Here is a 17388-nt window from a genome sequence, read left to right as displayed (position 1 = left end):
AGTTTGTAGTTTACAGTTTGCGGTTTACCGTATTCGGGTAATGCCACCGCCTGGTGGGGCTAGTGGGGGCAAGGTGGGGGATGATGCTTGCAGACGGGCATATGGTGCGCAGCCGGTACGTTCAGTATCGCATGCTGAAAGCCGGGCAATACCCTGTTCAACGGATACCCACATACGACTCCCTGAAAACTGTAAACAGAAAACTACAAACCAAAAACCCCAAACTACAAACCACACACGCCAACCTACCCCCGAAACCCGTACCTTTGCCCCGACCGACGTGGTACGGGTCATCTTATCGCGCTGGCCTTTGGGGTCGGTGAGGAAAGTCCGGGCAGCACAGAGCGCCATACTTGCTAACGGCAAGGCAGTCGGTTGGCGACGACCGGCTGACAGACAGGACAACAGAAAATATACCGCCAATCTTTAATGGCGATTGAGTAGTTGCGTGGTTGAGTGAGTAATAAAGCGCACGCTGGTTTATCCACTCAATCACTAAACCGCTCCATCACTCAACAAAGTTGGTAAGGGCGAACCGGTGGGGTAAGAGCCCACCGCCCGGCGGGTGACCGGCGGGGCATGGCAACCCTTATGGGCTGAAAGACCAAATAAGCTCCGGACGCGCGGCTGCTCGTCGCCAGCAGCCCGGCCTCGGTCGGGTGAAAACCGGAGCGGGTAGGTCGAACGAGGTGGTCGGTGACGGCCATCCCAGATAAATGATAAGACGCCGGTTGCAAAACCGGCCGACAGAACCCGGCTTATCGATCCGTACCACATCGGTTTTTTTTGACAAATGGCCGGCATCCAGGCGCTGACACCCAGGTTGGCGATCCGCTTCGGTAGCCGGAGCACGGCCGGCAGGGCATGAGTATCCAGACCTACGACACACAGGCCTTTCTGCGCCGGTTTATGGCGCCGTCGGCTGAGCGCGACGCGCAACTTCAGGCCGATCCCGGTCAGTTTTTTGTTGTCCGGCTGGAAGCGATGTACCGCCAGGTAACCCGGCCCGTTCCCCCGTCGCGGTCGATAGCCCACAGTTTTCTGCTGCTCACGGCCGGTGCCGCTACCATGACCATCGGCTACGATACCTATACGGCCACGGCGGGTTCGCTGTTGTTTGTGCCGGCCGGGCAGGTGTTTTCGTTCGGCAGCGACGACATGAACGAAGGCTACCTGTTTCACGTCCATCCCCATTTCCTGGCCGACCGGCCCGTAGCCAGCGCCGGTACGGCCGACTTTGAGTTTCTGACGCCCTGGGGTAACCTGCTGGTTTGCCCGCCGGCCGACTCGCTGGAGGCCCTGCTGTTTCTGAGCCGGCGGATGCTGGTGCGTTATCAGGCCCGGGGCCTGCAGGGCCGGCTGCTGATCCAATCGTATCTGATGGCTTTCCTGAGCGAAGTGGCGCAGGTGTACCAACCGGTCACGGCCACGATTCAGCCGGCCGCCCACCGGCTCACGCACGCCTTCAAGGCGTTGTTGGCCGAGCGTGTGTGCCGGCAACACCGCGTGGCCGACTATGCCGCGCAGCTCCACATCACCCCCAACCACCTCAATAAAGTCCTGCGCGAAACAACCGGCAAAGCGCCCACGCGCTGGATCGACGAAGCGCTGTTGCTCGAAGCTAAAGTGCGGCTGTCGCAAACGCCGGATACCATTGCGATGATTGCCGACCAGCTGGGCTTTGCCGACCCCTCGTATTTCAGCCGCCTGTTCCGGCGTTATGAAGGCCTAACCCCCAGTGCCTTTCGGCGACGGATTGAACCGTCCGGTACCTAGCGGCATTTGTCCTACCCGCCAGGCCTGTCCCGTCCGACTTTTGTGGCACCGGACCGGCACCCGGACAATGTTCTGCCATCGGCCGCTGCCATTTCACCCGGTTTTGTTCGATCTATGTACCTGTTTCTACTCTCGGTGCACGCCGTCGTGCGCTGGCTGGTGCTGCTGAGTGTACTGTTTGCCCTGGGGCGTGGTGTTCGGGGCTGGAGGGGCCGGCGGTCGTTTACGCGCATCGACAACACCGCACGGCACCTCACGGCGACCTTCGCCCACGTGCAGTTGCTGATTGGCTATACGCTCTACTTCGTGAGTCCGCTGGTCGCGGCCTTTCGCGCCGGGGCACAGCCGCATCCGGCAAACGCGCTCCGGTTTTTCGGCTGGCTGCACCCACTGCTGATGACAGTGGTCGTTGTGCTGCTGACCATTGGCTCATCGGCGGCCAAACGGCAACCCACCGATCCGGCTAAGTTCCGCACGCTGGTAATCTGGTTTGCCGGCGCGCTGCTGGTTTTGCTGATTGCTATCCCCTGGCCATTTTCACCATTGGCGCAACGGCCTTATCTTCGTTTTTTCTAACTTATGTTTTCATCGCTCAAAACCGGCCTGGGCCGGCTCCATGCCATCGGCCTGTTCGAAGGGCTGTCTTTTCTGGCCCTGCTGGGCATCGCCATGCCCGTCAAATACCTGGCTGGCGATCCAACCCTGGTCAGGGTAATCGGTCCCATCCATGGGCTGCTGTTTGTTTTCTACGTGCTGGCAGCCATCAGTGTCAGTATTGATGAACGCTGGTCGTTCTGGCGCACAACCTGGAAGGTACTGCTGGCGTCGGTGGTGCCCTTCGGCACGTTCTACATCAGCCGGGCGTGGTTAGACCGACAAAAAAAAGGTGCGTAACGTAGTAGGGCCTGCAAAACCGAAGTACTGTTATGATACGAATGCAACCCGCCCAGGCGGCTGATCGGCCCGCCCTCGAAGCGCTGCTTGGTCAGGTCAACCTGCCTACCCATGATTTGCCCGCCGATCTGGCGGCTTTTGTAGTGGCCCGAACGGGCGATTCACTCGTGGGGGTGGCGGGTCTGGAATCGTACGGTAGCGCAGGGCTCCTGCGCTCGGTCGCTGTCGATCCGGCTGTTCGGGGGCAGGGTCTGGCGGCCCGCCTGATTGCCGACCGGCTGGCAGCGGCCCGGGCGGAGGGGCTGACGGCCGTTTATCTGCTGACCACAACGGCGGCCGGGTACTTCGAACGGCAGGGGTTTCGGCCCATCGGGCGCGAACAGGTTCCCGATTCAATCCGGCAAACGGGTCAGTTCAGAAGCGTCTGCCCCGCATCGGCGAATGTGCTATATCGCCCGCTGACGGCCGCCCGCTGAAAACGCCCCGCCGAAACGGACGCTCCAATGAACGGACTGCTTAAAACTGAAAACTACATACCGAATACCGGAAAGTTTTTCGTACCTTTGCGGCCACGTTTTACGCGGGGGGTGCGCCCCCTCATCAAAACCAACAAGCACAAATGGCTGTTAAAATTCGTTTACAGCGTCGCGGACGCAAAAAAATGGCGATGTACGACATCGTGATCGCAGAGTCAGTAGCTCCACGCGATGGCCGGTTTATCGAAAAAATCGGTACGTACAACCCAAACACTGACCCGGCTGCCGTTGTCCTCAAGGGCGAGCGGGCCGTTTATTGGCTTATGGTGGGCGCTCAGCCGACCGATACCGCGCGCGCCGTTCTGTCGCACGAGGGGCTGATGTACAAAAAACACCTGCAGGTTGGCGTGAACAAAGGCGCGATCACGCAGGAGCAGGCCGACGAGAAATTCAACGCCTGGAAAGAAGACAAGGAGAACCGTAAAGCCGGTGTAGCCGATACCAAAACGCAAACCAAAGAGCAGGCCCGGGCCGCGCGTCTGGAAGCTGAGCGCAAGGTAAACGAAGCCCGCGCTGAAGCGATTGCCAAGAAAAACAAGGTGGAAGAACCCGTAGCAGAAACCCCTGCTGAGGAACCTGCCGCTGAGGAGGCTCCGGCCACCGAAGCAGCCGCCGACGAAACTCCGGCAGCTGAATAGGCTATCCCTGCGATCTGTTGACAAAGAGCCTGTTCCTTACTGGACAGGCTCTTTTTATACCAACTAACAATCATGACCAAAGACGATTGCTATCAGGTAGGCCACATCACCAAAACCCACGGGGTCAACGGTGAACTGGTGCTGTTTCTTGACGTCGACCAGCCGGGTGAATACGCCGAACTCGACTCAGTGCTGCTGGAGGTGAAGGGCGAACTGATTCCGTACTTTATCGAGTCGATTGCCATTGTCAAAGGCAGCCGGGCGATCGTGGCTTTCGAAGACATCGATACCATCGAGCAGGCCGAACGGCTCATCAACTGCGGGGCCTTTCTGCCCCTCGACGAACTCGAACCCATTACCGACCCGACCCGCTTTTATTTCCACGAAATCGTGGGCTATCAGGTCGTCGACGCCGAGGCTGGTGAACTGGGCATTGTGCAGGGCGTCTACGCCATGAATGCACAGGACCTGATTGCCATGGACTACCAGGGTAAGGAAGTCCTGATTCCGATCAACAGCGACATCGTCCGGACGGTCGACCGGGCGACTCAGAAGCTCAATGTGGTGCTGCCCGACGGGTTGCTGGACATTTACATGGCCGACGATAGCGACAAACCCGAGGTCGATGGCGATACCGATGACAGCGATACCGATGAGGATTGATATCATTACCTGCCTGCCCCGGCTGCTCGACAGCTTTTTTGCGCACTCGATTCTGCAGCGGGCGCAGCAGGGGGGCTATGTAGAGGTGGTGGTCCACGACCTGCGCGACTATACCCTCGACAAGCATCGGCGCGTCGACGATTATGCGTTTGGGGGTGGGGCCGGCATGGTGATGCAGATCGAGCCCATTGCCCGCTGTATACGCGCCCTGCAGGCCGATCGCCCTTACGACGAGGTTATTTACATGACCCCCGACGGGGCCCGGCTCAACCAGCAGACAACCAACGCGCTCTCGCTGCGGCAGAACCTGATCATTCTGTGCGGCCATTACAAAGGAGTCGATGAGCGGGTGCGGGAGCTGTTCGTGACCAAAGAAATCAGCATCGGCGACTACGTGTTGTCGGGGGGCGAACTGGCAGCCTGCGTGCTGTCCGACGCCATTATCCGGCTGCTGCCTGGCGTACTCAACGACGAAACGTCGGCCCTGACCGACTCGTTTCAGGATAATCTGCTGGCCCCGCCGGTCTATACCCGCCCCGCCGAGTTCGAAGGGCACCGCGTACCCGATATTCTGCTGTCGGGACACGAAGCCCGAATCGACGACTGGCGCCACGAGCAGGCACTGGCCCGTACCCGTGCCCGCCGGCCCGATCTGCTCGACTCCTGAGGGATTTCCGGCGCCGGGTTTAATCAAATGGCGGGCTGGTTAGTTGTTGACTAACAACTAACTACCCGTTTTACCATGCAAATTCTTGTCGTAGGTGCCACTGGCGGCACCGGACTGGCAACTGTCGGGCAGGCACTTGACCGGGGGCATTATGTCACGGCTTTCGTGCGCGACCCGGCCCGGCTACCGCTGACACACCCGCACCTGACGGTGGTGACGGGCGATGTGCTCGATCCCAATGCGCTGCTGCCCGCCGTTCGCCGGCAGGATGCCGTCATCTGTTCGCTGGGTGGCCGGCCGGGGCAATCGGATCGGGCCGTGGCCGATGGCACCGTCAACCTCATTGCCGCCATGAAGCAGGCGTCTGTCAACCGGCTGCTGGTCGTCTCATCGCTGGGCGTAGGCGACAGTTTTGCCGGTGCATCGCTGCCCAGTAAACTGTTTATCCGAACCGTGCTGAGTGGGCCCATCGCCCAGAAAGAAGAACAGGAGCAGGCCGTGCGGGGCAGTGGCCTCGACTACCTCATTGTGCGGCCTCCCCGGCTCACCAACGACCCCGCCACCGGGCAAATCGCCGTGGCCGAATCCATGAAATTTCCGCTGTTTGCCATGCCCCGGATCAGTCGGAGCGATGTGGCCGCTTTTCTGCTCGATCAGCTCGACAGTAGCACGTATGTGGGTAAAACGCTGATTGTTACCGGTAAGTAACCCCCTGGAATCAGTCATATGCCCTTTTGCCTATATTACCATAAAAAAGGTATGGTAAATGTGCAGGGGGTTTAGTAGCTTTAACCAGTACCGATCGTTGCATTAAGCCGACTCGTTTAATGGATTCGTTTACTACATTTTTTCAGCATTCTTCCGTTCCGATGGTCATTGTGCGCGGAACTGATTATGTAATCGAAACGCTAAACGAAGCCTGGGCCACGTTTTGGGCGAAACCGGGCGATGTAGCAGCAGGGCAGCCCCTGCTGAGCGTACTGGGCGAGCCCACGGCACACCTGTACCGACCGCTGCTCGAGATGGTCTTTGCCACCGGGCAGTCGCAGACCGGCGTCGAACTGCCCGTCGATCACCGGCCCAGCCAGGCAGTACGCTACCTCTCGCTTACCCTTACCGTGTTGCCGGCCACCGATACACAGTCGGCCGGCATCGGCCTGATCGAAACAGACATCACCGAACTGGTGCTGGCGCGCTGGCAGGCCGAACACCAGGCCAGTGTAGGGCAGGTACAGGCCTCCCTTATGCACGACCGGATTACCCAGACCACCGGCCAGATTCGGGAGCAGGCGGCCTTTCTCGAACAGCTGATCGAACTGTCTTCGGTGGGCGTGATAATCTCGCAGGCGGTACGCGACGAGGCCGGTCACATTGTCGATTTTGAGTTGCTTTTCCACAACCAGGCCGTACTGCCCATGACCGGGCTAACCAGCTACGAGCTGACGACCCAGTCGTTTCGGACGCTTTTTGGGCGCGAACCAGACCTGTTCGACCATTATGTCGATCTGGTCGAGAACAACAGGACCAACCGGCGCGAGCGCTATTCGACCACTACCCAGCGCTGGCTCGACGTAACCGGTACCCGTTTCAACGATGGCTTCATGGTGATGTTTTCGGATATCACCAACTACCACCAGGTGCTGGAGGAAAACAGAAAACAGGCCGACCTTTTGCAGAAGGTGCTCGACAACTCGCCCGTATCCATCGTGGTAACGCAGGCCGTGCGCGACGAGACCGGGCAGATCGTCGATTTCGAGTATCAGCTGGCCAGCAGCGAGGCCGACCGGTTGGGGAATCTGGCACCCGGCGATAGCCTGCTGGGCCGGCGGCTGCTCGAAACGTTTCCGGGCGACCGCGCTTCGGGCATGTTCACTGCGTTCTGCCGGGTAGTCGAAACACGGGAGCCGCTCGTTCAGGAAACCCATTACCAGGATGATCATACAGACCGGTGGCTGTATGTCCGGTGCGTTCCCCACGGCAATGGTTTTATCCAGACCTCGCTCGATATTACGCCCGTGAAGCAGGCCGAGGCACTGGTGCAGTCGCAGTCGCAGCTGTTGCAGGATATTCTGGACAATGCCCAGACCGGTATTGCGCTCCACCGTACCATCCGCGACGCCGGGGGGCAGATCATCGACTTCGAAACGGTACAGGCCAACCGGCAGGCCCTGCAGCTCTGGGGCGGCCGGGCCGAAGAGTTCATGACCCGCACCTATCTGGAACTGATGACGGGTGATGATGTGCACGAAAACCTGAGCCGATTCCGGCGGGTGGTCGAAACGGGGCAGCCCGATCGATTCGAAGTAACCGCGGCCGATCGGGTGCTGGACATCAACACCGCCCGGTCGGGCGATGGGGTCGTCGTATCGACCGTCGACGTGACGGCCGACCGTCAGTACCGGCAGAAGCTCGAGGAAATAAACGTCGAGCTGAAACGGTCGAACGAGAACCTGCAGGCCTTTGCCTATGTAGCCTCGCACGATTTGCAGGAGCCCCTGCGAAAAATTATTTCGTTCGGGTCGATTCTGCACGACCGGCATGCTCCCCAGCTGGGGGCCGACGGAGAAGAAATTGTCAGCCGCATGCAGCACGCGGCCGAACGCATGGCCGCCCTGATTCGCGACCTGCTTACTTACGCCCGCGTGGGCTCACAGCAGGAAGCCTTTGCACCGGTGCGGCTGGGGGGCATGATCGACGAACTGATCGAAGATCTCTGGTATCCGATCCAGACCAGTGGGGCGCTGGTCGAGGTAGGGCCCCTGCCCATGATCAACGGCGACCGGATTCAGCTGCGGCAGCTGTTTCAGAATCTGCTCAGTAATGCCCTTAAATTCATTGTGGAGGGGCGTAAACCGGTGGTGTCCTTTCAGTGCGAACGCATTACGCCCTATCAGTTGCCCGATCATTTGCCGGCTACCATGAATCGCCGGAACGACTACTGGGCCATTCGCATCAGCGACAATGGGATCGGCTTCGAGAGCGAGCACAGCGAACGGGTGTTCAAGGTGTTTCAGCGGCTGCACGTGCGCAACAAATACGCCGGTACCGGTATCGGGCTGGCCGTGGTGCGCAAGGTGGCCGAAAACCACGGCGGCACCGTAACGGCCGAGAGCGAACCGGGTGAAGGAACTACCTTTACCGTGTACCTGCCCGCCTGATCTACCTCCGGCTACTGCCCGCTTTCGAGGGCCTGCTGGGCTTCACGCTCGCGCCGTTTGCGTTCGCGCCGTTCCTGCCGCAGCTGCTTCCGGGTTTTTACCGTATCGGCCGGCGCTGCACCATCGGCGTTGTTGTCGGGCTGTACAGTGGCTGGCTCGTCGGTCGTGGTTTTCTCCTGGCGACCTTTGAATAACCGGCGGAAAAACGTGCCGATGCCCGTACCGTCGGCTTCGTCGTCGATATCACTTTCAATCGGGTCGACCATCAGGCTGTCCGAAGTACTGACGGTATCGACGGGTACAACGGCCTGCCGCAGGCCTTCGCGCAGCCGCACATCGTAGAATCCGTAGGCGCCGGAGTCGGGGGCGGTCAGGCCACGCTTGGCCATAATGCGGCCGATAAGCCGAAAATAGCCCCGCACGTTGCGGGTTTGCAGGTAGCCGCCCGGCACAAACCAGTTGAGGGCCGCTTTGGGGCGGGGCACGACAAACGCCAGAAAGATGCTTTCACCCAGCGACAGCTGGGCGGGGCTTTTGGCAAAGTAGTAGCGGGAAGCCTCGCCGATGCCGTAAATGTTGCGGCCCCACTCGATGATGTTCAGGTACACCTCGTACATCCGATCTTTGGGCACGATGTGCTGGTTCTCGATCAGCCACACGATCAGGATTTCCTCGACCTTGCGGGAGAGGGTTTTGTTGCGGCTCAGGAACGCGTTTTTGACCAGCTGCATCGAAACCGTACTGGCCCCGCGCTTAAAGGATTTTTCCTTGATGTTGGTGGCAATCGACACCCGGAAAGCTTTTTCGTTGAAGCCTTTGTGGGTGAAGAAGTTGTAGTCTTCCGATGTCAGCAGCGCATTCCGCAGGTCGGGGGCGATCTGGTTGAGGGGAGTGTAATTGGGGTTGCCGGGGCCGATATGAATCGTGCGGACGGGTTTCCCTTTTTCGTAGGGCGTGTAATCGAAGGGCTGGTTGATGGAGCCAAAATCGGTGCGCCCCATCTTCAGAATCCGGAACCCGTCGGCCGTCAGGCCCGAACTGAATTTAAGCGAATCGGGCAGCGCCATGTCGAGCTCAAAATTCAGGTCGTACCGGAGCTTACCGGTCACCTGCATGCCTTCGAGCGATTCGAACAGGCCCTGGGGGAAGGAATTGAACAGCGCCTGTGCCTCGAGCGGGTCGGTGTGCAGCTGCAGTTCGTACCGTTTACCCGTACCCGCCGATTCGCTGGGGAGGGTGTATTTCAGAAACGGCCGCGCCTTCACGCTGCCCAGCCGCAGCACCGACGCGCTATCGACGCCCACGTAGTTTTCGCCTACAAAAAGTTTGGCGTCGATGGCGGCATCGGGCACGAGTACATCGGTACGGGCAATGGCGGGGTGGTTGATGCGCAGATTCCGCACCGACCCGGCCCCGTCGAGCCGGAACTCACCGCCCGACCGGTCGACATCGCGGAGCTGCGCCCGCAGGGTATCGGCCTGCAGCAGCAGGTTGTAATGGGTCTGGATATACGACAGTTCGAGGGGCCTGGGCTTACCGGCCTGCCCGTCGGCGTAGAGCGCCAGATCGTATTCGCGGCCGGCGGGATCGGCGGTGCCGGTGATGTGCCAGGTCGCTTCGGTGCCGTTGAGCAGAATGGTCGACTGCACCTGTTCGTTGTCGATGGTAGCCGTTGTGGTCAGCAGCCGCAGCGTATCGTCATTGTCGCGCCCTGTAAACGACAGGTTCTTGACGTTCAGGTCGTTGGGGATCTTCGACAGAATGTTGTCGATCAGGTTTTCGGCTACATCGGCCAGATCGGTCTGGCGGGTCGACTGGGGGCGGGTGGTGGCCGTGGAATCCTGCCGGCGGTGCAGCAGAAAATCGATGTTGGTGAGCGAATCCCGTTTGACAACCTGGATCATGCCGTTTTCGAGGCTCATGGCCGACAGACCCACTTTGCCAAACAGCAGGGGCCAGAGCCGTACCGACACTTCCATGCGCTCGATCCGGGCCAGGCTGTCGCGGTCTTCGGGCACGGCCGTGATGTTGGTGAAGGCTACTGACGTCAGGCCGGTGAATCGGGCAGAGCCAATTTTCAGATCGAGCTGGTAATCGCGCTGGGCTTTTCGGGTGACTTTGGCGAGGGCGGTCTGCAACAGGCTTTCGCGTTTGTTGAAAGCGATGCCCGCCCCGACTCCGGCGATGAGCAGCAAACTGAGGAAGATACTGCCCGCGATCCGGAGGGCTTTACGTTGACGATCCGTCATGCTTAAAAAATAGGTACGCAGTACGACAAAGATAATCGTCTTTGTCGAGAATGGGGCAGGTCTGACGCCCGGTCATTGTCGTGGCCCGGCGCGATCACTGGCCGGGCCACGGGCCACGGGGTTCTTAAAAGTCGAGGTGGCAGTTGGTCCAGCCATCGTCGAAGCGGGTGCCGAACTGCCGGTAGAAGCCGATGGCGGGCTCATTCCAGTCGAGCACCTGCCACATCATACCCGTGCATTTGGTTTCGTGAGCCATCTCCACGGTCGCGTCGAGCAGCAGTTTGCCAATGCCGTAGCCGCGGTAATCTTCGGTCACGATAATGTCTTCGAGGTAGAGCCGTTTGCCTTTCCAGGTCGAATAGCGAAAGTAATAAAGCGCCATTCCGACGATTTTCTGGCTGTCGGATTCTTCGGCAACCAGCATGCCGAACAGCGGGTTGGGGCCGAAGCCATCTTCGGCCATCTGTTCGGCTGTGTTGGAAACCTGCTCGGCCGCTTTTTCATAAACGGCCAGTTCGGTGACCAGGGCAAAAGCCTGGGGAATATCGGCGCGGGTACCCGGGCGAATCGAAATCATAGCGAGAACGGGGGAAAGGAAGTTGTAGCGTTGTAAAGTTATAGGGAGTTGTTGAGTTACGCGGTTGAATTGTTGTTGGGTTACGCGGTTGCGTGGTTGGCGCGTTTGAGGCTTGTGCGGCAGTGTTGATGCGTTACATGGTTAGGGCGTTAACGAGCAGGGCAGCCAGCTGATCGACAGAATGGTGGCAACCGTATAACCCTACGACTGTCAACCCTTCAACCCTGTAACCCTTTCCAGCTACCCCAGCCTTTTCCCTCAATTGCTGACCAAACCCTGCCACTTGGTTAGAGCAGCCTGCATATCGTCGGGCAGGGGCGAGTCGAACTGGAGCCACTGGTTGGTGCGGGGGTGCATGAAACCGAGCGATTTGGCATGCAGCGCCTGCCGGGGCATCAGCTTGAAGGCGTTCTCGACGAAGGCTTTGAAGCTGCCCACCGGCTGGCCGCGCAGCACCCGGTCGCCCCCATACATGGCGTCGTTGAAGAGGGGGTGGCCTATATGTTTGAAGTGCGCCCGGATCTGGTGGGTACGGCCGGTTTCGAGATTACACTGCACCAGCGTTACATAGCGCAGCGCTTCGAGCGTTTTGTAGTGCGTTACCGACCACTTGCCCTTCGTTTCATCGTCATACACCATCTGCACCTTGCGGTCGCGGGCGCTGCGGCCAATATAGCCCGTGATGGTACCGTCGGCGGGGTCGGGAATGCCCCAGACCAGCGCGTTGTAGGTACGCTCAATGGAGTGCTCGAAAAACTGCCGCGCCAGGTGCGTCATGGCGTACTCGGTCTTGGCAATCACCATCAGCCCCGATGTATCTTTGTCGATGCGGTGCACAAGACCCGGCCGGATGGCGCCGTTGCGGGTGGTAGGCAGGTTCTGAAAGTGATAGACCAGCGCGTTGACCAGGGTGCCGTCCCAGTTGCCGTGGGCGGGGTGAACCACCAGCCCGGCGGGTTTGTTGAGCACCAGCACGTCGTCATCCTCGAAAACAATGTTGAGGGGAATGTTCTCGGGCAGAATGTCGGTTTCGCGGGGTGGGTGCGGCAGCGATACCGTTATGACGTCGAGGGGTTTGATCCGGTAGCTGGCCTTGGTAGGCTGGTCGTTTACCCGAACCGATTCGACGTCGATACCCGCCTGGATTTTGGTGCGCGACGCGTGCGGGAGCCGATCCATCAGGAAACGGTCGATGCGCACCAGGCTTTGTCCCTTATCGACCACGATGCGGTGATGTTCGTATAATTCGTCGTCTTCCGGTAATTCGTCGTCTGCTTCGGTCACGCGTGTTGTGGCTTATGTTGAAAACAAAAATACGGCTTTATGGACGAACTGGAACGGCAGCTGCGTGATTTGGTGCAGCCGTCGCCCGTCGAGTTGCTGCCCGATCCGTTTGGTGAGCCGGTCCCGATTCGGTTGTTTCTGAAGCGCGACGACCAGCTGCACCCGCTGGTATCGGGCAACAAATGGCGGAAGCTGCTGTATAATCTGCTCGAAGCCCGCCGGCAGCAGTGCCCCACGCTCCTGACGTTCGGTGGGGCTTTTTCGAACCACCTGTTTGCCACGGCCGCTGCCGGGCAGGTATTCGGGTTCCGCACAATCGGCATCGTGCGGGGCGACGAGCTGGCCAGTCGTCCGCGCAACCCAACCCTGGCGGCCTGCGAAGCCGCCGGCATGACGCTCTGGTTCGTGTCCCGCGCCGAGTACGACCAGCGGCACGATGCGGCCTGGGTGGCGCGGTGGCAGGCCGCTGCGGGACCGTGCTACGTGGTGCCCGAAGGGGGCACCAACGAACTGGCTATTCGGGGTACGGCCGAGGGGATGACTGAACTGGTAGCGCAGCTGGGCTGGGCGCCCGATGTGGTGGCCTGTGCCGTTGGTACGGGCGGCACGACGGCTGGGCTGCTGCGGGCCGCGCCGGCTGCGACCCGGGTGCTGGCGCTGCCGGTGCTGAAGGGACTGGAACCCGACCCGGTTTTGCTGGCGGGTGCCCTGTGGGCCCCCGATTTTCACTTTGGCGGCTACGCCCGCACCACGCCCGAGCTGCTGACATTTATCCGGGGCTTCGAAGCCCGAACGGGTATCCGGCTGGAGCAGGTGTACACGGGTAAGCTGCTCTACGGAATCTGGCAGCTGGCCCGGCGCGGTTATTTCGCGCCGGATGCCCGGGTCGTGGCGATCCACACGGGTGGGCTGCAGGGCCGCACGCCCCAGCTCGATGCCTGACTAGGCCGGCACCGGCAGGTAGACGGCAAAGGTGGCTCCCTGGTTGGGGGTGCTCGTCGCGACAATGGTGCCGCCATGGGCCTCGGCTACTTTCTGTACAATGGCCAGGCCAATGCCCGTACCGCCGTACTGACTCCGATTGTGCAGGCGCTGAAACACCTGAAAAATCTGTTCGGCATAGCGGCTGTCGAATCCAATGCCGTTGTCGGTAACCCGGATCTGCACGTAGGCACCCGGGCTTAGCTGGGCCTGGATGGCTTCGGGCAGCGTGTCGGTAGACACATACGCGGCCCGGACGGTTACATGTGGAGGAACGTCAGGTTTTCGGAACTTCAGGGCATTGCTCATCAGGTTCTGAAACAACTGACCCAGCTGCTGGCTGTTTCCCTGCACGGTGGGCAGCGCGCCCACGTCGATCAGGGCGTCCGACTCCTGAATCACCAGCTCGAGGTCGGAGAGTATGCCGGTAAACACAGCGTTGAGCGCGACCGGGCCAATCTGATCCCGGTCGGGGCGAATGCGCGAATACAGGAGCAGATCACGGATCAGCACCGACATGCGTTTGGCGGCCTGCTGCATGCGGTCGAGGTAGGGCAGGCCGCCACCAAGTTCCGCGGCATAATCGGCCCGGAGCAGGTCGCCAAACGACTGAATCTTGCGCAGGGGTTCCTGCAGATCGTGGGAAGCCACGTAGGCAAACCGTTCGAGGTTCTCGTTCGATCGTTGCAGGTCGGCATTGGCCTGCAGCAGCGCACTGGTTCGCTGGGCAATCTGCTGCTCCAGGTCGACGGCCAGTGTTTTCTGGTCGTGGATGTCGGTGCAGGTGCCAAACCAGCGCACAATGGCGCCCGGCCGACGGATAGTGTCGGTGGCACGCATGGGCAGGGCCCGCGCCAGCAACCAGCGGTAGGCTCCGTCGAAGCGTTTCATCCGGTACTCAATCTCGTAGGGCGTACCCGTAGCCAGACAGTGTTGCCAGACCTGCGTAGTGCGTTCCACATCGTCGGGGTGAAGCACCGAAGCCCAGCCCTGGCCCATCGACTCATCGGGCGTGAGGCCCGTAAAATCATACCAGCGTTTGTTGTAAAAATCGTGGGTGCCATCGGGCTGCGTGGCCCATACGATCTGCGGCATGAAGTCGGTGACGAACGTAAACTGCTCGATGTTGCGATGCAGCGTCCGGTTGATGGCCTCGAGCTGCTGCTGACTAACCACTTCGCGGGTAATATCCTGCAGGGTGCCGTTAAAGCGGATGGGTTTACCCTCGGGCGAAAACCGCACTTTGCCCCGGGCCCGTACAATGCGCTCGGCAGGAGTAGCCTGGCCAAGCAGGGTAAACGTGATGTCGTAATGGCCCGTCAGGGGGTTGTTCATCGCATCCGCCATTGCCTGCTGCACCCGCTCCCGATCGGGCTCGGCAATGCGGAGGAAGGTTTCGTCGAGACTGATATCGGCGCTGGGCGTAAAGCCAAGCCAGTTTTGCAGCCGCTCGTTGGCGGTAAATCGGTTGGTCTGCGGGTTCAGATCCCACGATCCCAGTTCGGCGGCATCGATGGCAAAACGCAGCTGAGCCTCGCTTTCGGCCACCTGTTGCAGGGCCATTACGGTCTGGGTGGTTTCGTTAAACGTAATCAGCACCCCCCGTACCACCCCCATCTCGTCGCGAACGGGGCTGTAACTATAGGTCCAGTAGGCATCAACAAGCTGATTGTTGCGGTAAACCGGCATGCGCTGGTTTTCGCCACCCACCGACTGCCCCTGCTGCGCCCGGGCAAACAGGGGGGCAATCATTGGCCAGATGTCGGCCCAGCAAACGTCGGCGCGCTGGCCAAGCCCGGCTGGGTGTTTGCCACTGCGCTCCAGGCTGAGCCGGGCCTCGTCGTTGTAAAGCTGGATCAGTTCATCGCCCCAGAACAACACGCTGGACAGTCGACACGAAAGTAACAGGGACAGGGTGGTTTTCAGCACCGACGGCCAGCTGTCGGGGTGTCCCAGTCCAGCGGCCACCCAGTCGGTTTGGGCAATCAGGGTACTCATGGTTCCCTCGGCCGGCAGAAAAGGGAATGAATTGGCCGTATCTCGGTAGGTCATACAAAAGTTAAGACGGGGTAGCCCGACTCCGTACGACTACAGTCGGGATTGAGGGTACTACAACCAGTATAACTAACTGGAGTCGCAGGTGTTGTAATGTATCGGTATCGACCAGGCAGATGCGGGCGTCGGCCTGCTCAGGGCTGCACACTGGCGCGTCGAAGCCGGTCGTTGATGGCCAGTCCCAGTCCGTGGGGTGGGAGAGGCTCGGCGTAAAGCCGATCGAGGTCGAGGGCATCGAGCGCGCGCAAATGGGCAAACAGATTTTTAGCCGCTTCGGCCAGATCGCCGGTGGGCGACAGCACGCGCTGGTGGGCGGGGTCGATACCGCCGAAGGGTTCGCGAAACGCCAGCGCCCCGATGCGGGGGGCCGGCGCGGGGCTGCTGCCGGGGGCCAGCAGGGTCAGCGGTTTGCGGGGGGCATAATGGCTGCTGAGCATACCGGGCGCCTGGGGGTTGGAGGTCGAATGCGCCTGCACCCGCACCGGTCCGATGAGGCCCTCGAGCTGTTCGAGCGCCATGCCGCCCAGCCGGTATACCACCGGCCCGTCGGCTTCGAACCCTACGATGGTCGATTCGAGGCCAACCTGCGCCGGGCCTCCATCGAGTACATACGGTACCTGACCACCGAGCTGATCGGCAACGTGCTGCGCGGAGGTGGGGCTGATGTAGCCGAACGGATTGGCGCTGGGAGCCGCCAGCGGAAAGTCGAGCGAGGCCAGCAGGGCCAGCGTCAGCGGGTGGTTCGGAATCCGGATGGCTACGTTGGGCAGCCCCGACGTAACCAGATCGGGAATACAGGCGTGTTTGGGCAGCAGCAGCGTCAGCGGGCCGGGCCAGCAGGCACGGGCCAGTTGTCGGGCCTCGTCGGGGAGTCCGGCCACGTAGTCGGTAACGCGGTCAAGGCTGTTGGTGTGCACGATAAGGGGGTCGAAGGCGGGGCGGTTCTTCACCCGGAAAATGCGCAGTACGGCGTCGGGGTCGAGGGCGTTGCCCGCCAGTCCATATACCGTCTCGGTTGGTATGCCAACCACGTCACCCTGCTTCAGCAGGCTGCTGGCCTGCGCAATATCCTGCCCTATCTGTGTCATAATGTGGGGGCAAAGATACGCAGGAAACGCGGTCGGTATGGCAAAGGCCGGCCGGGCGCTTATCTTTGCTTTAAACACAATCCGTTTATGAACGATCGGGTAAAGCAGTGGCTGAAGCGCGTAGGCTGGCTGGGGTTTCTGTTCTTTCTAATCAAGGGACTCCTCTGGCTGATTATTCCCTACCTGATCGCCAAGGGCATTTTTACGAAAGACTGACCAGCGTCGACAGGCTAAAAAAAAGCCCGGCCGGCAGGGATACTGCCAGCCGGGAATACGGAGGGTACGTCGCCCGGTACGGACGGGACCCGTCTGAATCCGTTGCTTAGTGGTGAGCGCCACCGGGGCCATGAACGTGGCCATGGGCCAGCTCGTCGGCCGTAGCCTCGCGCACGTCGACTACTTCGACATCGAAGTGCAGGTTCTGATCGGCCAGGGGATGGTTGGCATCGACCGTAACTGTCTCGGGGGTTACGTTGGTAACCGTAATCAGCTCGCCTTCGTTGGTTTCGAACTGCATGCCCACTTCAACTTTCTGTCCGCCAAAGGCCCGGATGGGGACTTCTTCGACCAGTGCCGGATTCCGGACGCCATAACCTTTTTCGGGGGCTACGTCGATTTTGGTTTTATCGCCTTTCGACCGGCCTTCCAGCCCTTCTTCCATGCCGGGAATCAGGTTGCCTTCGCCATGAAGATAGTACAGCGGCTCACGGCCTTCGCTCGAATCGAGCACGTTGCCCGAATCATCGGTCAGGGTGTAGTGGATGGCTGCTACTTTGTGTTTTGTGATTTGCATAACGATCGGCTCTGCCGGTTGATGTACGA

17 protein-coding genes and 1 other RNA gene are annotated in these 17388 nt (G+C 60.3%); 12 read left to right on the top strand and 6 right to left on the bottom strand.

What is annotated here, in order from left to right:
- The first annotated feature begins 282 nt into the window (after window positions 1-282).
- The 10 genes from rnpB to ACYVAC_RS11965 all read left to right on the top strand — a co-directional run bounded on the left by rnpB (window position 283) and on the right by ACYVAC_RS11965 (window position 8332).
- Window positions 283-777, top strand: an RNA gene (rnpB, locus tag ACYVAC_RS12010) — RNase P RNA component class A.
- An 87-nt stretch (window positions 778-864) separates the two neighbouring features.
- On the top strand, window positions 865-1776 hold the full coding sequence (locus ACYVAC_RS12005) for a helix-turn-helix domain-containing protein (protein ID WP_461097926.1): 912 nt from the start codon (window positions 865-867) through the stop codon (window positions 1774-1776).
- Window positions 1777-1890: 114 nt separating this feature from the next.
- A complete protein-coding gene (locus ACYVAC_RS12000; protein WP_461097925.1) occupies window positions 1891-2352 on the top strand; it encodes a hypothetical protein in 462 nt (153 codons plus the stop codon).
- Window positions 2353-2355: 3 nt separating this feature from the next.
- Window positions 2356-2670 carry a DUF3817 domain-containing protein gene (locus ACYVAC_RS11995; RefSeq protein WP_461097924.1) on the top strand — a complete coding sequence of 105 codons (315 nt, stop codon included), beginning with the start codon at window positions 2356-2358 and terminating at the stop codon, window positions 2668-2670.
- Window positions 2671-2702: 32 nt separating this feature from the next.
- Entirely contained in the window at window positions 2703-3146 is a 444-nt protein-coding gene (arsN2, locus tag ACYVAC_RS11990; protein ID WP_461097923.1) for an arsenic resistance N-acetyltransferase ArsN2, read from the top strand.
- 143 nt (window positions 3147-3289) lie between these two features.
- Window positions 3290-3844, top strand: a complete 555-nt coding sequence (locus ACYVAC_RS11985; protein ID WP_461097922.1) for a 30S ribosomal protein S16 — start codon at window positions 3290-3292, stop codon at window positions 3842-3844.
- A gap of 72 nt (window positions 3845-3916) precedes the next feature.
- Window positions 3917-4507 (top strand): ribosome maturation factor RimM, encoded by a 591-nt coding sequence (gene rimM / locus ACYVAC_RS11980; RefSeq protein ID WP_461097921.1) that lies wholly within the window; start codon window positions 3917-3919, stop codon window positions 4505-4507.
- Complete coding sequence (trmD, locus tag ACYVAC_RS11975) at window positions 4497-5174, top strand: tRNA (guanosine(37)-N1)-methyltransferase TrmD (protein ID WP_461097920.1); 678 nt, start codon at window positions 4497-4499, stop codon at window positions 5172-5174. Before rimM ends, trmD begins: the two co-directional genes overlap by 11 nt.
- Before the next feature lie 75 nt (window positions 5175-5249).
- On the top strand, window positions 5250-5882 hold the full coding sequence (locus ACYVAC_RS11970) for an NAD(P)-dependent oxidoreductase (RefSeq protein ID WP_461097919.1): 633 nt from the start codon (window positions 5250-5252) through the stop codon (window positions 5880-5882).
- Between the two features lie 119 nt (window positions 5883-6001).
- Window positions 6002-8332 (top strand): PAS domain-containing sensor histidine kinase, encoded by a 2331-nt coding sequence (locus ACYVAC_RS11965; protein WP_461097918.1) that lies wholly within the window; start codon window positions 6002-6004, stop codon window positions 8330-8332.
- An 11-nt stretch (window positions 8333-8343) separates the two neighbouring features.
- On the opposite strand, the gene ACYVAC_RS11960 is transcribed toward ACYVAC_RS11965, so the two are convergent.
- The 3 genes from ACYVAC_RS11960 to ACYVAC_RS11950 all read right to left on the bottom strand — a co-directional run bounded on the left by ACYVAC_RS11960 (window position 8344) and on the right by ACYVAC_RS11950 (window position 12442).
- A complete protein-coding gene (locus tag ACYVAC_RS11960; RefSeq protein ID WP_461097917.1) occupies window positions 8344-10581 on the bottom strand; it encodes a biosynthetic peptidoglycan transglycosylase in 2238 nt (745 codons plus the stop codon).
- 124 nt (window positions 10582-10705) lie between these two features.
- Window positions 10706-11158, bottom strand: a complete 453-nt coding sequence (locus tag ACYVAC_RS11955) for a GNAT family N-acetyltransferase (protein WP_461097916.1) — start codon at window positions 11156-11158, stop codon at window positions 10706-10708.
- A gap of 258 nt (window positions 11159-11416) precedes the next feature.
- Complete coding sequence (locus ACYVAC_RS11950) at window positions 11417-12442, bottom strand: RluA family pseudouridine synthase (RefSeq protein WP_461097915.1); 1026 nt, start codon at window positions 12440-12442, stop codon at window positions 11417-11419.
- A 39-nt stretch (window positions 12443-12481) separates the two neighbouring features.
- Here ACYVAC_RS11950 and ACYVAC_RS11945 point away from each other — a divergent pair, with 39 nt between their 5' ends.
- Window positions 12482-13384, top strand: a complete 903-nt coding sequence (locus ACYVAC_RS11945) for a 1-aminocyclopropane-1-carboxylate deaminase/D-cysteine desulfhydrase (protein ID WP_461097914.1) — start codon at window positions 12482-12484, stop codon at window positions 13382-13384.
- On the opposite strand, the gene ACYVAC_RS11940 is transcribed toward ACYVAC_RS11945, so the two are convergent.
- Both ACYVAC_RS11940 and ACYVAC_RS11935 read right to left on the bottom strand, forming a co-directional pair.
- Window positions 13385-15475 carry a sensor histidine kinase gene (locus ACYVAC_RS11940; protein WP_461097913.1) on the bottom strand — a complete coding sequence of 697 codons (2091 nt, stop codon included), beginning with the start codon at window positions 15473-15475 and terminating at the stop codon, window positions 13385-13387.
- Between the two features lie 137 nt (window positions 15476-15612).
- The gene (locus ACYVAC_RS11935) at window positions 15613-16566 is read right to left on the bottom strand and encodes an L-threonylcarbamoyladenylate synthase (protein ID WP_461097912.1); all 954 of its coding nucleotides are present in this window, start codon (window positions 16564-16566) and stop codon (window positions 15613-15615) included.
- Between the two features lie 87 nt (window positions 16567-16653).
- Between ACYVAC_RS11935 and ACYVAC_RS11930 the strand changes: the two genes are divergently transcribed.
- On the top strand, window positions 16654-16782 hold the full coding sequence (locus tag ACYVAC_RS11930; RefSeq protein WP_461097911.1) for a hypothetical protein: 129 nt from the start codon (window positions 16654-16656) through the stop codon (window positions 16780-16782).
- A gap of 106 nt (window positions 16783-16888) precedes the next feature.
- On the opposite strand, the gene ACYVAC_RS11925 is transcribed toward ACYVAC_RS11930, so the two are convergent.
- Window positions 16889-17359 carry an FKBP-type peptidyl-prolyl cis-trans isomerase gene (locus ACYVAC_RS11925; RefSeq protein ID WP_461097910.1) on the bottom strand — a complete coding sequence of 157 codons (471 nt, stop codon included), beginning with the start codon at window positions 17357-17359 and terminating at the stop codon, window positions 16889-16891.
- Between the last annotated feature and the right edge of the window lie 29 nt (window positions 17360-17388).

The organism is Spirosoma luteolum, assembly GCF_054778875.1.
The sequence above is the reverse complement of the archived record's forward strand: the minus strand, read 5'-3'. Positions and strand labels throughout refer to the sequence as shown.

Excerpts from the sequence above, each read along its gene's own strand:
- ACYVAC_RS12005 (WP_461097926.1), top strand. The coding sequence starts at position 865 with ATGAGTATCCAGACCTACGACACACAGGCCTTTCTGCGCCGGTTTATG.
- ACYVAC_RS12000 (WP_461097925.1), top strand. The coding sequence starts at position 1,891 with ATGTACCTGTTTCTACTCTCGGTGCACGCCGTCGTGCGCTGGCTGGTG.
- ACYVAC_RS11995 (WP_461097924.1), top strand. The coding sequence starts at position 2,356 with ATGTTTTCATCGCTCAAAACCGGCCTGGGCCGGCTCCATGCCATCGGC.
- arsN2 (WP_461097923.1), top strand. The coding sequence starts at position 2,703 with ATGATACGAATGCAACCCGCCCAGGCGGCTGATCGGCCCGCCCTCGAA.
- ACYVAC_RS11985 (WP_461097922.1), top strand. The coding sequence starts at position 3,290 with ATGGCTGTTAAAATTCGTTTACAGCGTCGCGGACGCAAAAAAATGGCG.
- rimM (WP_461097921.1), top strand. The coding sequence starts at position 3,917 with ATGACCAAAGACGATTGCTATCAGGTAGGCCACATCACCAAAACCCAC.
- trmD (WP_461097920.1), top strand. The coding sequence starts at position 4,497 with ATGAGGATTGATATCATTACCTGCCTGCCCCGGCTGCTCGACAGCTTT.
- ACYVAC_RS11970 (WP_461097919.1), top strand. The coding sequence starts at position 5,250 with ATGCAAATTCTTGTCGTAGGTGCCACTGGCGGCACCGGACTGGCAACT.
- ACYVAC_RS11965 (WP_461097918.1), top strand. The coding sequence starts at position 6,002 with ATGGATTCGTTTACTACATTTTTTCAGCATTCTTCCGTTCCGATGGTC.
- ACYVAC_RS11960 (WP_461097917.1), bottom strand. The coding sequence starts at position 10,581 with ATGACGGATCGTCAACGTAAAGCCCTCCGGATCGCGGGCAGTATCTTC.
- ACYVAC_RS11955 (WP_461097916.1), bottom strand. The coding sequence starts at position 11,158 with ATGATTTCGATTCGCCCGGGTACCCGCGCCGATATTCCCCAGGCTTTT.
- ACYVAC_RS11945 (WP_461097914.1), top strand. The coding sequence starts at position 12,482 with ATGGACGAACTGGAACGGCAGCTGCGTGATTTGGTGCAGCCGTCGCCC.
- ACYVAC_RS11940 (WP_461097913.1), bottom strand. The coding sequence starts at position 15,475 with ATGACCTACCGAGATACGGCCAATTCATTCCCTTTTCTGCCGGCCGAG.
- ACYVAC_RS11935 (WP_461097912.1), bottom strand. The coding sequence starts at position 16,566 with ATGACACAGATAGGGCAGGATATTGCGCAGGCCAGCAGCCTGCTGAAG.
- ACYVAC_RS11930 (WP_461097911.1), top strand. The coding sequence starts at position 16,654 with ATGAACGATCGGGTAAAGCAGTGGCTGAAGCGCGTAGGCTGGCTGGGG.
- ACYVAC_RS11925 (WP_461097910.1), bottom strand. The coding sequence starts at position 17,359 with ATGCAAATCACAAAACACAAAGTAGCAGCCATCCACTACACCCTGACC.